We start from the raw sequence: 13,628 nt of genomic DNA, 5'->3' as shown, positions 1-13,628 counted from the left end.
CCGGCATGGTGGGCAGGAGCCGGGGTAGCTGTCCCGGACCCCGCCTCACCAGCAGGGTGGGGTGCCTTTCCATGCGAAGATCCCGATGAAGGCTGTCGTCTACGACGGGCCGGCCGGTCACGCCCGCGGCCCGGCGGCCGGCCAGTTCGGCGGTGACGGCGTCGGCGAGCGCACGTGCGCCGGGTCGGCGGTTCAGGCCAGGCTGGTCAGGTCGAGCAGGTGCCAGGTGAGCGTCTCGTTGTCCCCCGTGGACCACCACAGCCACCGGCCGCGGCCACCCGCGGCGGTGGTGACGGCGAGCGCGACGCGCCGGTGGGTCTTCAGGTCGTACATGGCCAGCTTCTCGCTCGCCACGGCGAGCGGGTGGGAGACCGGCGCGGCCAACAGCTCGAAGCGGTCGAGGACCGCGACGTCGACGATGACCGATCCTTCCCCGTCGGCGTTGACCCGTACCTCGCCGCTGCCGTCGAGCCGCCGGAGCGTGATGACCGCGTTGCTCGGCCCGGACGTGGTGGCCCGGCACCAGGTCGGGCCGCACGCCAGCTGCTCTCCCGGCCGCGGCTGGATGGTGCGCCGCTCGCCGGTGGTGGCGTTGAGCACGCTGACGGGCTGGCCGAGGGAGCCCCCGGAGGTGGTGAGCCACGGCCAGGCGGCCAGCGCGTACGCGGCGTCGAACGGGCGTACCGCGACCGGGCCGCCGTCGACCGGGACCGAGCGGAGTTCGCTGGTCAGCGGGTCGATGGTGCGGGTGGCGGTCCAGTAGACCCGGCCGTCGACCACCTGCAGGTCGTACTGGCTGCCGTAGTAGGTGGGGCGGCCGGTGTCGTCGGTGAGGCGGCGGGGCTGCCCGCCCGCGGCGTCGGCGCGGTACAGGCTGGTGTGCGGGCGGCCCTGGTCGTCCGCGGTGCCGGTCATCCAGTAGATCCGGCCGTCGACGGCGGAGACCGCGTCGATGGAGACGCCGTCGGCGGTGCGGTACTCCTGGAGGACCCGCGGGTGGGCCGGGTCGGCGGTGCGCAGCAGGACCAGGCTGGTGCGGTTGCCGTCCGCGCTGGTGACCGTGCCGACCAGCTGGCCGGGGTCCAGGACCGCCGACGGGAAGAACCGGCCGCCACCGGGCAGATTGGCGGCCAGTTCCGTCGTGCGGGCCGCCGGCCATGCCTGGGCCAGGGCCAGTGGCCCGGCGGGCGTCGCGGGGGCGGAGGAGCGCGGAGCGGGCAGCGCCAGCAGCGTCACGGCGGCGGCGAGCGCGGCGGTGACGGCCGCCCGCATTCGCCAGGTGGAGGCGTTCACGGCACCCGGTCCTTTCCGGCTCGGTCCTCTCTCGCTGGCCGACATCCCGCACAGGCTACGCGCCGGCCGGCGCGCGCGGGTTCAGGCGCGCGCCGGCCGGTGTGTTCAGCAGTCCCGCAGATGTGGGGACTGGTGCAGCGGCTGCCGGTCAGTGGACCGCGGCGGGCGCCGCCGGTCCGAGTACGAACTGCGGATCGACCTGGCCGGCGAGGTCCTCGCCGACCCGGTCGTTGGCCCATGCGGCCGCGTTGCGCAGGTGGAACTCCACGGCCTGGGACAGGTACCGCGCCCAGTCCTTGCCGCAGGAGTCCAGGGCGGCCCGCACCGTGTCCAGCGCGGCCCGGTTGTCCGGCTCCAGGTCGGCGATCGGCAGTACCCGGCCGCGCTCGCCGGCCCGGACGAACGGCGACCGTGCCACCCAGGTCAGCAGGTCGTCGCCGACCTGTGCGCGCAGGAACGCCACGTCGGCGGCGTCGTCGACCTTGTTGCCGACCACCGCCAGCCGCACGCCGAAGTCGCGGGCGTAGTCGACGTACTGCCGGTACACCCCGACGCTGCGCAGGGTCGGCTCGCACACCAGGACGGTCAGGTCGAAGCGGGTGAACAGGCCGGAGGCGAATGAGTCCGCGCCGGCGGTCATGTCCACCACCACGTACTCGCCGGGCCCGTCGACGAGGTGGTTGAGCATCAGTTCGACCGCGCCCACCTTGGAGTGGTAGCAGGCCACGCCGAGGTCGTCGGAGGCGAACGCGCCGGTGACCGCTAACCGGATTCCGCCGACCTCGCGTACGAGTCGGTCGTAGAGTGGGTTCGATTCCGCCACCCGCAGCAGGCGTGAACCCCGACCCGGCGGGGTGGTCTTGACCATCGCCGTGGCCGAGGTGATCCGCGGGTTCGTGCCGCGCAGGTACTCCTTGATCTCGATGAGGTGGTCGCTCAGCGCGGGGAGCGCTCCGGTGTCCGCTTCCGGCAGGCCCAGGGCCGCCGCCAGGTGCTGGTTGATGTCCGCGTCGAGGGCCAGCAGCGGTGCTCCGGGCGTCGACGCGACGAGTTGGCGGGCGAACAGCGCGGCCAGTGTGGTCTTGCCGCTGCCGCCCTTTCCGACGAAGGCAACCTTCACAAACGGTACTGATATCCGTTTTCAATAAGGATGTCAAACGGCACGACGCGATACCGCAAACGCGAAGAAGGCTTCGTACCCGCGTGTGCCCGTCACAGCGGCTGGGTCAGGTTGAGCATGTTGCCGTCGGGGTCGTGGACGTGGGCCACCCGCTGTCCCCACGGCATGTCGGTCGCCGGGCCGAGTACGCGTCCGCCGGCCGCCTCCACCCGGCCCAGCACGGCGTCGACGTCGTCGACGTCGACACTCAGCACGATCCGCTGCGGCGCGGACAGGTCGGCCGCCGCGTCGGAGACCAGGCCGAGCTCCGAGTCGCCCAGCCTCAGGCCCACGAAGAAGACGGGGCCGTCGTCCGGGTGGCGACGCACCTCCGCAGCCCCGAACAGACGCTGGTAGAACGACCGCAGGCGGGTCAGGTCGGTGGTGATGATGATGGGCTGGACGTTCGTCACGACGCTCCTCCGGATCGTGTTCAGGTCAGGTCGAACCGCTGTCCACCGTGGTACGGGCCGGCGCCGCGGAACTCATCGGCGGGGCGGCGCCGTTTCCGGTTGCCGCGGTCTCGGCCGGCGCACCGAACAGCCCGGCCAACCGGTCGGCGTCGAGGTACGTGGTGATGCCGGCGATCCGCCCCTCGTACACGTCGAGCAGAACCAGCCCGAACGGCACGTAGCCGCCGTCGGGGCCGGGTCGCAGCTGCCAGAACGCCGGCGAGCCGTTGGCCGCGGCCGGCACGAGACGGGCGCCGGCGCACGACGCGTCCGGGTCCCGCAGCGCCAGCCCGATCTGGTCACGGCCCCGCAGCCACCACCGGAAGGGCGGCATCGACATCGTGGCGTCCTCGTGGAGCAGCGCGACGAGCGCCGCGACGTCATGGCGCTCGAACGCGTCGCAGTACCGGGTGAGCAGTTCGCGCTGGGCCGGGTCGGCCGGTCGCAACGGTTCGCCGGGCACGGGGCCGACCGCCTGGAGCGTCGACCGCGCCCGCTGCAACGCGCTGGTCACCGCGGCGACGCTGGTGTCCAGCAGGTGCGCGACCTCCTCGGCCTTCCAGCACAGCACGTCCCGCAGGATCAGCACCGCCCGCTGCCGGGGCGGCAGGTGCGCGAGCGCGGCGACGAACGCCAGCCGGATCGTCTCCCGCTGTACGGCCAGCTCCTGCGGATCGCCGCCCGCCGGCAGCACCCGGCCGTCCGGGACCGGCTGGATCCAGCTCTGCTCCGCCGCCGGCTCGCCGATGTCCCGCCCGGCACCTGCCGCCGGGCCGAGATCCATGGCCAGGGCCCGGCGCTGGGCGCCGCGGAGCATGTCGATGCAGACGTTGGTGGCGATGCGGTACAGCCAGGTCCGCAGCGAGGCACGCCGCGCGTCGTAGCGGTCCGCCGACCGCCACGCGCGCACCAGCGTCTCCTGCACCGCGTCCTCGGCCTCGAAGCCGGAGCCGAGCATGCGGTAGCAGTAGCCGGTCAACTCGGCCCGGAACGGCTCCAGCGGCGCGCCGTCGCCGCTCCACGTCTCCGCCACCCGGATGACCATACGCACCGACAGGCAGCCGCGGGGCGACCGATGAGTTTCCGGCGCGCGGCGCTGACCGCGACTGACCGGTTCCTCGTAGACCTTGGAAAGTTTGGCTCCGGTATTGGTGTCAAACTTTCCAAGATCGGAACGGGGACCGGATCTACTCGACGACGATCAGGTCGGACGGCAGACCGAGGCCGTCGATCGCCGCCCGGACGAGGTCGTCCGGCGCCCGGGAGGCGTCGAGGACCAGGCCGGACTCGTCGGGTTGCAGCGGCTCGAGCGCCGCGATCTGGGAGTCCAGGAGGCTGGCCGGCATGTAGTGCCCGGTCCGCGCGGACAGCCGTTCCCGGATCACCGCGGCGGACCCGTCGAGGTGGACGAACTCCATCGCCGGCGCCCCCTGCCGCAGCACGTCGCGGTAGGCGCGCTTGAGCGCGGAGCAGGCCAGCACCGTGGGCACCCCCTCGGCCGCGCGGTCGGCGACCCAGGCGGCGAGCGCCCGCAGCCAGGGCCAGCGTTCGGTGTCGCTGAGCGGTACCCCGGCGCGCATCATCGCCACATTGGCCTCGGAGTGGAACTCGTCCGCCTCCGCGAACGCCAGGCCGGTCGCCGCGCTGATGCCCCTGGCCACCGTGGTCTTCCCGCACCCGGACACGCCCATCACGACGACGTGCCGGGAGCGGGCCGGGCCGGGCCGGACGGCGCCGGCGGGGCGGTCACCAGTCATGGACGGTCCCGTCCTTGAGCCGGTTGAACGGCAGGTAGGCCGGTACGTACGGGAACCGGGCGGCCGCCACCTCGTCCAGCTCGACGCCGATCCCCGGCTGGTCACCGGGGTGCAGGTAGCCGTCGGTGAACGTGAACGACTGCCGGAACACCTCGTTGGTGAGCGCCCCGTGCCGCATGTACTCCTGGATGCCGAAGTTGTGGATCGCCAGGTCCAGGTGCAGCGCGGCGGCCATGCCGACGGGGGAGATGTCGGTCGGGCCGTGGATACCGGACTTGATCTGGTACTGCGCGGCGAAGTCCAGCAGCTTGCGCATGGCCGTGATACCGCCGGTGTGCGTGACCGCCGAGCGGACGTAGTCGATGAGCTGGTCGCGGATGAGGGTCTGGTAGTCCCACACGGTGTTGAAGACCTCCCCGATGGCCAGGGGCGTGGTGGTGTGCTGGCGGACCAGCCGCAGCGCCTCCTGGTTCTCCGCCGGGGTGCAGTCCTCCAGCCAGAACAGGTCGTACGGTTCCAGGGCCTTGCCGAGCTTGGCGGCCTGGATCGGGGTCATCCGGTGGTGGCCGTCGTGCAGCAACGGGAGCTCCGGGCCGAACTCGTTGCGGACCGCCTCGAAGACGCCGGGCAGGTGGCGAAGGTAGGCGCGGGTGTCCCAGTCCTCCTCGGCCGGCAGCGGGGTGCGCTGCGCCGGCTCGTAGTCGTACCGCACGCCGCCGGTGCTCGGCTGCGCGGCGACGCCGTACACGGCGTTGATGCCCGGGACCGAGGTCTGCACCCGGATGGACCTGTAGCCGAGTGTGAGGTGCTCGCGGATCGAGTCGAACAGCTCCGGCAGGTCCCGGCCGGAGGCGTGGCCGTACGCCATGATGCCGGTCCGCGACGCGCCACCGAGGAGCTGGTACAGCGGCATCCCGGCGGCCTTGGCCTTGATATCCCACAGCGCCACGTCGACCGCGGCGATGGCCGCCATGGTGACCGGCCCGCGCCGCCAGTACGCCGAGCGGTACAGGAACTGCCAGGTGTCCTCGATGCGGTGCGGGTCCCGCCCGATCAGCAGGGGGACGACGTGGTCTTGCAGGTACGAGGCGACGGACAGCTCGCGCCCGTTCAGGGTGCCGTCGCCGAGCCCGGTGATGCCCTCGTCCGTGGTGATCTTCAGGGTGACGAAGTTGCGGTCGGGGCTGGTGACGATGACGTCCGCGCTGTGGATCTTCACGGCGTGCCTTTCTGGAGCGACGGTGCGTGCCGGACCGTACGGATTCAACGGATGGTGCTTCGCGGCTCGGGCGGTTCAGCGGATGGTGTTTCCCGGCTCGTGACCGTCCAGGAGGGACAGTTCGTCGCGGCGCGGCAGCCCTTCCCAGTCGCCGCCGGTCGATACGGCGAAGGCGCCGAGCGTGACGGCGCGGTGGAGGCAGCCGGCGACGTCGAGACCGTCCAGCCGGCCGGACAGGTAGCCGGCGGTGAAGGCGTCGCCGGCGCCGACGGTGTCGACGGCGGTCACGGCCAGGGCCCCGGCGGTGTGGACGCCGTCGGGCGTGTACGCCCGAGCGCCGGCGGCGCCGAGCTTGACCAGCACGGCCTCCGTGCCCTGGTGGAGCAGGCCCGCAACGATGTCCGAGCCCGGGGCGCCCACGAGGTCGAGTTCGTCGTCCGAAGCGACGACGATTGAGGCGTACGCCGCCAGCGGCGCGAGGACCGACCGCGCCTCGTCGCGCGACCAGAGCCGGGCCCGGTAGTTGACGTCGAGGCACACCAGGAGCCCCGCGGCGGACGCGGTCTCGGCGGCCCACCGCGTGGCCTCCCGGGCATGGCCGGACAGCGCCGGGGTGATCCCGGTGAGGTGCAGGATGCGCGCTCCCGCTGCCAGCGGACCGCGGAGGTCGTCGACGCACAGCGCCGACCCGGCCGAGCCGGCCCGCCGGTACTGCACCCGCGTCAGGTCGGCGGTGCGCTGTTCCAGAAACATCAGCCCGGTCTGTCGTTCCGCGTCCCGGACCACTCGGGCGGTGTCGACGCCCTCGCCGCGCAGCCGCCGCAGCACGTACTCGCCGAACTCGTCGCGGGCGACCCGGCCGACCCAGGCGGACCGGTGGCCGAGGCGGGCCAGCGCGATGGCGACGTTGGACTCCGCGCCGGCCAGGTGCATGGCCAGCGTTCCGCCGGCGGCGAGGGGGCCGGCCGAGCGGAACGAGGCCATGGACTCCCCGAACGTGAGGACGTCGGGCGTCCCCGTCATGCCGGACCCTTCCGCGCGGCCGCGACGTAGGCCCGGGCCCGCGCCCGCAGCTCGTCCAGGTTGCCGCCGGACGCGGCGTCCCCGACCAGCGGACCACCGACGCCGACGGCTACCGCGCCGACGGACAGGTAGGCGGCCATCTCGGCCAGCCCCACGCCGCCGACCGCGACGAACGGGATGGTCGGGAACGGGTCGCGCAGCGCCTTGAGGTACCCCGGCCCGCCCAGCGACGCCGGGAACAGCTTGACCACGGACGCGCCCATCGCGACCGCGCGGTACGCCTCCGTCGGGGTCAGCGCCCCGGCGGCCACCGGCAGGCCCCGGCCGACCGCCTCCGGGATCGAGTCCACAACGGCCGGGGTCACCACGAACTGGGCGCCGGCCGCGGCGACGTCGGCGACGTCGGCGGGGGTCAGCACGGTGCCCGCCCCGACCAGGGACCCGTCGGGCGCGTCGGCGCGGATGGCCTCGATGGCCCGCAGCGCGCCGGGCGTGGTGAGGGCGACCTCGACGAGGCGTACCCCTGAAGCCAGCAGCGCGTTGCCGGTCGCGATCACCGCGTCGGTGTCGGTGCCCCGGATGATCGCCAGTACCCGCGCGGCGGCGAGCTGGGCGGTGAAATCACCGGTCATGCCGCTCACCACTCCGCGAACGAGCCGTCGTGGTGGCGCCACACCGGGCCCCGCCAGGCGTGACCGCGCTTGTCCGCCGCCCGTACCGCCTGCTCGTCGATCTCGATGCCGAGCCCGGGGGCGGTGAGCCGTTCGACGTACCCGTTCACGAACGTCAGCGGCGTTTTGTCCAGGCAGTAGTCGAGCACCTCGGCGCCCAGGTTGTAGTGGATGCCGATGCTCTGCTCCTGGATCAGGTAGTTGGGCGTGGCGAAGCCGACCTGCAGGCAGGCCGCGAGCGCCAGCGGCCCGAGCGGGCAGTGCGGGGCGAGTTGGACGTCGTAGACCTCCGCCAGGGCGGCGATCTTGCGTACCTCGGTGATGCCGCCGGCGTGCGACAGGTCGGGCTGGGCGACCGCGATGCCGGCCTGGAGGACGGGTAGGAACTCCTGCCGGGAGTACAGCCGTTCGCCGGTCGAGACCGGCGTGCTCGTCGACCGCACGAACTCGCCGATGAGGTGCGAGTTCTCCGGTACCACCGGCTCTTCCAGGAAGAACGGCCGGTACGGCTCCAGCAGCGGTGCGACCCGCCGGGCGTTGGCGAGGGTGAACCGGCCGTGGAAGTCGACGGCCACGTCGCGGTCGTCGCCGAGCACCTCACGGGCGGCGGCCACCCGGGCGACCACCCCGTCGAGCTCGGCGACCGACGCGACCGGGCTCATCCGACCGGACGCGTTCATCTTGACCGCGGTCAGCCCCGCCTCGACCTGGGCGGCGATGTGGTCGGCGACCTCGCTCGGCTCGTCGCCGCCGACCCAGCCGTACACCCGGATCCGGTCCCGGACCGGTCCGCCGAGCAGCTGGTGCACCGGCGCACCGTAGTGCTTGCCGGCGATGTCCCACAGCGCCTGGTCGAGGCCGGACACGGCGCTGGCCAGGATCGGCCCGCCCCGGTAGAACGACCCCTTCGTCATGACCTGCCAATGGTCCTCGATGCGCAGCGCGTCCTGGCCGATGAGGAACTCGCTGAGCTGCTCCACGGCGGTGCGTACGGTCTCCGACCGCCCCTCGCACGTCGCCTCGCCCCAGCCGACGATGCCGGCTTGAGTCTCGACCCGGACGAAGAGCCAGCGCGGCGGGACGAGGAACGTCTCGACCCTTGTGATCTTTGTTGTCAAAACCTCAGCCCTTGGTGGCACCGGCGGTGAGGCCGGAGACGACGTACTTCTGGACGAACAGGGCGATCAGCATGATCGGCAGCGTGACGACGGTCGCCGCGGCCATCAGGCCGCCCCAGTCGATGCTGGCGTAGCCGACGAAGTCGAAGATCGCCACGGGCAGTGTCTTGGTGTCGGCGCCGGAGAGCACCAGCGCGAACATGAAGTTGTTCCAGGAGAAGATGAACGACAGGATGCCCGCGGTCGCGATGCCCGGCGTGGACAGCGGCAGCGTGATCCGGCGGAACGCGCCGATGTGGGTCAGGCCGTCGACCAGCGCCGCCTCTTCCAGTTCCAGCGGCAGACCGTCGAAGAAGCCCATCATGATGTACGTGATCAGCGGCAGCGACACGAACATGTGGCTGAGGATCAGTACGGTGAAGCCGCCGACCATGTGCAGGTTGGAGAAGACGTAGTACCAGGGCACCAGCAGCGACACGCCCGGGATCACGCGGGCCATGAGCACCACGAGGGCGGACTTCTTCATGTTGAAGCGGCTCATCGAGTACGCCGCCGGTACGGCGAGGATCAGCGAGAACACGGTGGCCGCGAAGGCCACCCACAGGCTGTTGCCGATGAACTGGAGGTAGTTCGCCTGCTTCAGGACGTTGGCGTAGTTGTCGAGGGTCGGCGAGAAGACGATCGCCTTGTTGGTGTCGTAGATGTCGACGTTCGTCTTGAACGACGCGGCGACCATCCAGATCAGCGGGGCGAGCAGCGAGACCACCACGACGGCCAGCGCCGCCACGCGGAAGACCCGGTACGGGGTACGCGACTTCACCGGCGCGCCTCCTCCTTCTTCTTGCGGTACGTCAGGGCCCACATCGCCGCGATGATGATCAGGAAGAAGATGATCAGGACGGTCGAGGAGACGCCGTACTCGTTGTAGTCGAAGCTGAGCCCGTAGGCGTAGACGTTGAGGGTCTCCACCTCGTGGAACGAGCCGCCGCCCTTGCCCTTCGTGGCGTAGAGGATGTCGAAGGTCTTCAGCGCGTCGATGCCGCGCAGCAGGATCGCGACGATCACGGTGGGCATCAAAAGCGGCAGGGTGACGTGCCGGAACCGCTGCCAGGTACTGGCGCCGTCGATGAGCGCCGCCTCCTGGGGCTCGTCCGACAGCGAGGTCAGCCCGGCGAGCAGGATCAGGATGACCATCGGGGTCCACTGCCAGACGTCGATGAAGATCGTCGTCGGCAGGGCCGAGTTCTGACCCGCGAGCCACGGCTGGGGACCGATCCCCACGAGCGCGAGTGCCTGGTTGGCCAGGCCGATGTTGGGGTCGAAGATGAGGCGCCACATCATGCCGACCGCGACCGGGGTGGCCACCAGCGGCATCAGGATCGCGACGCGGACCCACTTCTCGCCGCGGAACGGGCGCCAGAGCAGGAGGGCGACTCCCATGCCGAGGATGACCTCGAACAGCAGCGCGACGCCGGTGAACGTGACCGTGCGCAGGACCGCCGGCCAGAACCGGTCGGTGTCGGACAGCACGTCGATGTAGTTACGGAACCCGATGAACTCGGACTCGGCCCGGACCGACCCCTCGGCGTCGGTCAGGCTCAGGTACACGGTCCAGGCCAGCGGGAAGACGATGAGCGCGGCGACGAACACCATGGCGGGCGTCGCGAAGAGCCACTTGCGGTGGTTGTTGGCCCAGCGTGACCACGCTGGGTCGGATGGTCGGGCGGGGGAGGTGACGGTAGCCATGAGATAGATCTCCGCAATCGGCGGGCCCTGTCCCACCGATCGTGGCGGTGCCGGCGGGCCCGGTCCCGGCGCGGGTGGCTCCGGTCGTCCGGCCGGAGCCACCCGCGGGTTCGGCTTACTTCTGCTCGTCGTCCAGGAACTTCTGGAAGGCCTGGTGGGCCGTGTCCGTGCTGGCCGCGGCGTCCTTGCCGGTGATCGCGTCGACGATCGGCTGGCCGACGATCTCACGGGCCTGGGGAACCTTGACGACCAGCGGGCGGTCGTGGCCGACGCCGGCCTTGGCGCTGGCCGCGATGGCTTCGGCGAGGTCCTTCGGGTACGTCGCGGTGCCCTCCGGGTTCGCCCACACCGAGGTACGGGCGCTCGGCACACCGGCCTTCTGCGCCTCCAGCGCCTGCGTCTTGCTGGTCGCCCATTCGATGAACTTCCAGGCGTTGGCCTTGTTCTTCGAGGCGTCGTTGATGCCCAGGGCCCACGACGGGATGTTGTACGGCTTGGAGCCGGCGGGGCCGGCCGGGAACGGCGCGAAGCCGACGTTGTCCGAGACCTTCGACTTGGCCGGGTCGGTGGCGTTCTTGTACAGCGAGTCGGCCTCGGTGTAGAACGCCGCCTTGCCCTGGGTGAAGATGGCCATCGCCTCGGGCCAGCTCATGTCGGTGCTGACGTTCGCCGGGCCGCTGTCCTTGATGAGCCCGCCGTAGTAGGCGTACGCCTTCTTGGCGGCCTCGCTGTTGACGGTCGACTTGCCGTTGTCGTCGGCGAAGTCGCCGCCGAAGCTGTAGAGGTAGCTGGAGAACTGGGTGACGGCCGGCGACTTGCCGGTACGGGCCACGAAGCCGGCGACGCCCGGCTCGGCGGCCTTCACCGCGGCGGCCGCGGTCTTGAGCTCGTCCAGCGTCTTCGGCGGAGCGGTCAGGCCGGCCTTGGCCAGCAGATCCTTGCGGTAGTACAGCACCTCACGCTCGGTGATGATCGGGACGCCGACCACCTTGCCCTTGTACGAGGTGGCCTCCACCGGGCCGGCCTGGAAGTCGCTGAAGTCCCAGTCCTTGCTGGCCTTGACGTCCTTGGACAGGTCGGCCAGGTACTTGTTCTTCGCGAACAGCTTCCCCTCCTGGAGGGGGCGGTACATCATCACGTCGAGGTCGCTGGAGCCCGCGTTCAGCTTGACGTTGTACTGGTCCGACAGCTGGTCCTCACCCAACTGGGTGATCTCGACCTTCAGGCCCGTCTTCTGCTCGAACTCGGACTTCGCCTTCTTGAGGTTCTCCGTCCACACGTGGTTGGCGAGGGTCACGCGCACCGTCTTCGACCCGGTGTCGCCCTCTCCGCTGCCACTGCCGCCACAGGCCGACAGGCCGATGGCAACAGCCACGGCCAGCGAGCCTCCAATGACCGATCGACGCAACATTGCATCTTCCCTTCTAGAGCGGCTCGCCGCGCCCGTAACACCGGCGCCTCGCACGCTTTACATCTGCCTAACGCGGGGATGCTAGGGCAATAAATCTGACGTATGCAAGAACCTTCACACGACTGGTATGTTTTGTCGGTGGTCATCTCGTCGCCAGTAGACGCCGCCTCCCCGCCGGTAACCGCCCAGGCCGGGCTGCACGCGCGCGTACTCGAGCAACTCGGCACGGCCATCTGCTCCGGGGACCTGGCGCCCGGCTCCGTCCTGTACATCGACGACCTCGCCGACCAGCGCGCCGTGTCCCGGTCGGTGGTCCGCGAGGTCCTGCGGGTCCTGGCCGCCATGGGGCTCGTCGACACCCGCCGCCGGGTCGGCACGGTGATCCGTCCCGCGAGCGACTGGAACGTATTCGACCCTCAGGTGATCCGCTGGCGGCTCGCGTCGACCGACCGGATCGCCCAGCTGCGCTCGCTCACCGAACTGCGGACCGCGGTCGAGCCGCAGGCGGCCTTCCTGGCGGCCGAGCGGGCCACCCCCGACGAGGCGAGTGACCTGGTCGGGCTCGCCGCGAAGATGTGGGCGGCGGGCACGGCGGGCAACGAGGACGAGTTCCTGCGGCTGGACATCGAGTTCCACCGGCAGGTGCTGTACAGCTCCGGCAACGAGATGTTCGTCAAGCTCCAGGAACTCGTGGCGGAGGTCCTCACCGGCCGCCACCACTACGAGCTGATGCCGCACTATCCCGACGAGGATGCGCTCCACCTCCACGCGGAGGTGGCGCAGGCGATCCAGCGCCATGACGGGGAGCGCGCGAAGAACGCGATGGTGCACATCATGGAGCAGGCGCTCGGCGAGATGAAGTCCATCTGGGAGCGCGCCGGCGAGCCTGACCGGGTCTGATGCCACGGTCGGCGGGCCGCCCGCGGGTCGCTGTGGGAAACCCGACGGCGGGTTGACGCCGTGCCGGCGGAAGGCCGACGGTGGCGGTCATGGGCACTCAGCCGGTCACCCGGACGGGCGACGACCTGTCCGCCGCCGACGCGCGTCTTCGCAACGCCATCGCGTGCGAACTGCACGCGCAGCTCGCCATGCGGGGCGAGACGATCGAGCTCGCGGACGTCCCCGAGGTCGCCTACGCCGTGGCGGTCCAGCTCCGGCACGCGTTCCACGTCGAGTGGGCGCCCCGGTGGGCGGACGAACCGGCCGACGACGGGTCGTGGAGCCTGGACGCCGCGCGGTGGCGCCCCGACGTTCATGATCATGGAGACGTCGCGGGGCGATGACCCCGTGACGTCTCCACCATGGGCGGGCGCCGTCGCTCAGGTGGGCGGGGGCATGCTGGCGGCGATCTCCAGGGCGGTCGTGATGAGGGAGTGCGCCCGTGCGGTGATCGCGGCGAGCAGGCCGTGCACCTCGGGGCCGGCGTTGTGCGCCACCTCCTGCAGGTCGTGCAGGTCCCGGGTCAACTGGGTGAGCAGGCCGGCGATGGCGTCGCCGGCCGGTTCGCGCCGCATTGCGGCGGCGATGTCCTGGAGGCTGACGCCGTGGGCCTCCAGTTGCCGGATCATCGTGATGCGCTCGACCGCGTCGGGGGAGTAGAGGCGGTAGTTGCCGCCGGTGCGGCGGGCCGGGGTGAGCAGGCCCAGGCCGGTGTAGAAGTCCACGGTGCGGGGGCTCACGCCGGCGCGGGAGGCCAGCTCGCCGATGCGTAGGAGCTGGTCGGCCATGTGGCACCCCCTTCCGTCTCAGGCGTGACCGCCTGAAACTATCGCGACCCGG

At 71.2% G+C, this 13,628-nt stretch carries 15 protein-coding genes; 2 read left to right on the top strand and 13 right to left on the bottom strand.

What is annotated here, in order from left to right:
* Nucleotides 1–192 precede the first annotated feature (192 nt).
* From ACNTMW_RS01795 to ACNTMW_RS01740, 12 genes are all read right to left on the bottom strand, one after another.
* The gene (locus ACNTMW_RS01795; RefSeq protein ID WP_426631515.1) at nt 193–1,293 is read right to left on the bottom strand and encodes a TolB-like translocation protein; all 1,101 of its coding nucleotides are present in this window, start codon (nt 1,291–1,293) and stop codon (nt 193–195) included.
* Between the two features lie 148 nt (nt 1,294–1,441).
* Nucleotides 1,442–2,413 (bottom strand): ATP-binding protein, encoded by a 972-nt coding sequence (locus ACNTMW_RS01790; protein ID WP_426631514.1) that lies wholly within the window; start codon nt 2,411–2,413, stop codon nt 1,442–1,444.
* A 92-nt stretch (nt 2,414–2,505) separates the two neighbouring features.
* Nucleotides 2,506–2,865, bottom strand: coding sequence for a VOC family protein (locus tag ACNTMW_RS01785; RefSeq protein ID WP_426631513.1), 360 nt, complete (start codon nt 2,863–2,865; stop codon nt 2,506–2,508).
* Nucleotides 2,866–2,890: 25 nt separating this feature from the next.
* Nucleotides 2,891–3,937: a sigma-70 family RNA polymerase sigma factor gene (locus tag ACNTMW_RS01780; protein ID WP_426631512.1), complete on the bottom strand. Its 1,047-nt coding sequence runs from the start codon at nt 3,935–3,937 to the stop codon at nt 2,891–2,893.
* A gap of 154 nt (nt 3,938–4,091) precedes the next feature.
* The gene (locus ACNTMW_RS01775; RefSeq protein ID WP_426631511.1) at nt 4,092–4,661 is read right to left on the bottom strand and encodes a gluconokinase; all 570 of its coding nucleotides are present in this window, start codon (nt 4,659–4,661) and stop codon (nt 4,092–4,094) included.
* Complete coding sequence (gene manD / locus ACNTMW_RS01770; protein WP_426631510.1) at nt 4,651–5,880, bottom strand: D-mannonate dehydratase ManD; 1,230 nt, start codon at nt 5,878–5,880, stop codon at nt 4,651–4,653. Before manD ends, ACNTMW_RS01775 begins: the two co-directional genes overlap by 11 nt.
* Before the next feature lie 75 nt (nt 5,881–5,955).
* Complete coding sequence (locus tag ACNTMW_RS01765) at nt 5,956–6,903, bottom strand: sugar kinase (protein WP_426631509.1); 948 nt, start codon at nt 6,901–6,903, stop codon at nt 5,956–5,958.
* Nucleotides 6,900–7,535, bottom strand: a complete 636-nt coding sequence (locus ACNTMW_RS01760; RefSeq protein WP_426631508.1) for a bifunctional 4-hydroxy-2-oxoglutarate aldolase/2-dehydro-3-deoxy-phosphogluconate aldolase — start codon at nt 7,533–7,535, stop codon at nt 6,900–6,902. The genes ACNTMW_RS01765 and ACNTMW_RS01760 overlap by 4 nt, the downstream gene beginning before the upstream one ends.
* Before the next feature lie 5 nt (nt 7,536–7,540).
* Nucleotides 7,541–8,692, bottom strand: a complete 1,152-nt coding sequence (gene dgoD / locus ACNTMW_RS01755; protein WP_426631507.1) for a galactonate dehydratase — start codon at nt 8,690–8,692, stop codon at nt 7,541–7,543.
* Nucleotides 8,693–8,696: 4 nt separating this feature from the next.
* Nucleotides 8,697–9,512 carry a carbohydrate ABC transporter permease gene (locus ACNTMW_RS01750; RefSeq protein ID WP_426631506.1) on the bottom strand — a complete coding sequence of 272 codons (816 nt, stop codon included), beginning with the start codon at nt 9,510–9,512 and terminating at the stop codon, nt 8,697–8,699.
* Nucleotides 9,509–10,438 (bottom strand): carbohydrate ABC transporter permease, encoded by a 930-nt coding sequence (locus ACNTMW_RS01745; protein WP_426631505.1) that lies wholly within the window; start codon nt 10,436–10,438, stop codon nt 9,509–9,511. Before ACNTMW_RS01745 ends, ACNTMW_RS01750 begins: the two co-directional genes overlap by 4 nt.
* A 115-nt stretch (nt 10,439–10,553) precedes the next feature.
* Nucleotides 10,554–11,813, bottom strand: a complete 1,260-nt coding sequence (locus ACNTMW_RS01740) for an ABC transporter substrate-binding protein (protein WP_426631504.1) — start codon at nt 11,811–11,813, stop codon at nt 10,554–10,556.
* 174 nt (nt 11,814–11,987) lie between these two features.
* On the opposite strand from ACNTMW_RS01740, the gene ACNTMW_RS01735 reads away from it, so the two are divergent.
* Complete coding sequence (locus ACNTMW_RS01735; protein ID WP_426631503.1) at nt 11,988–12,749, top strand: FadR/GntR family transcriptional regulator; 762 nt, start codon at nt 11,988–11,990, stop codon at nt 12,747–12,749.
* 89 nt (nt 12,750–12,838) lie between these two features.
* A complete protein-coding gene (locus tag ACNTMW_RS01730) occupies nt 12,839–13,132 on the top strand; it encodes a hypothetical protein (RefSeq protein ID WP_426631502.1) in 294 nt (97 codons plus the stop codon).
* Nucleotides 13,133–13,168: 36 nt separating this feature from the next.
* Here the strand turns inward: ACNTMW_RS01730 and ACNTMW_RS01725 are convergent, their stop codons facing one another.
* Nucleotides 13,169–13,576 (bottom strand): MerR family transcriptional regulator, encoded by a 408-nt coding sequence (locus tag ACNTMW_RS01725; RefSeq protein ID WP_426631501.1) that lies wholly within the window; start codon nt 13,574–13,576, stop codon nt 13,169–13,171.
* Between the last annotated feature and the right edge of the window lie 52 nt (nt 13,577–13,628).

It is taken from the genome of Planosporangium spinosum (assembly GCF_049999945.1).
Lineage (GTDB): Bacteria > Actinomycetota > Actinomycetes > Mycobacteriales > Micromonosporaceae > Planosporangium > Planosporangium spinosum.
This window is presented reverse-complemented; position numbering and strand designations above follow the sequence as displayed.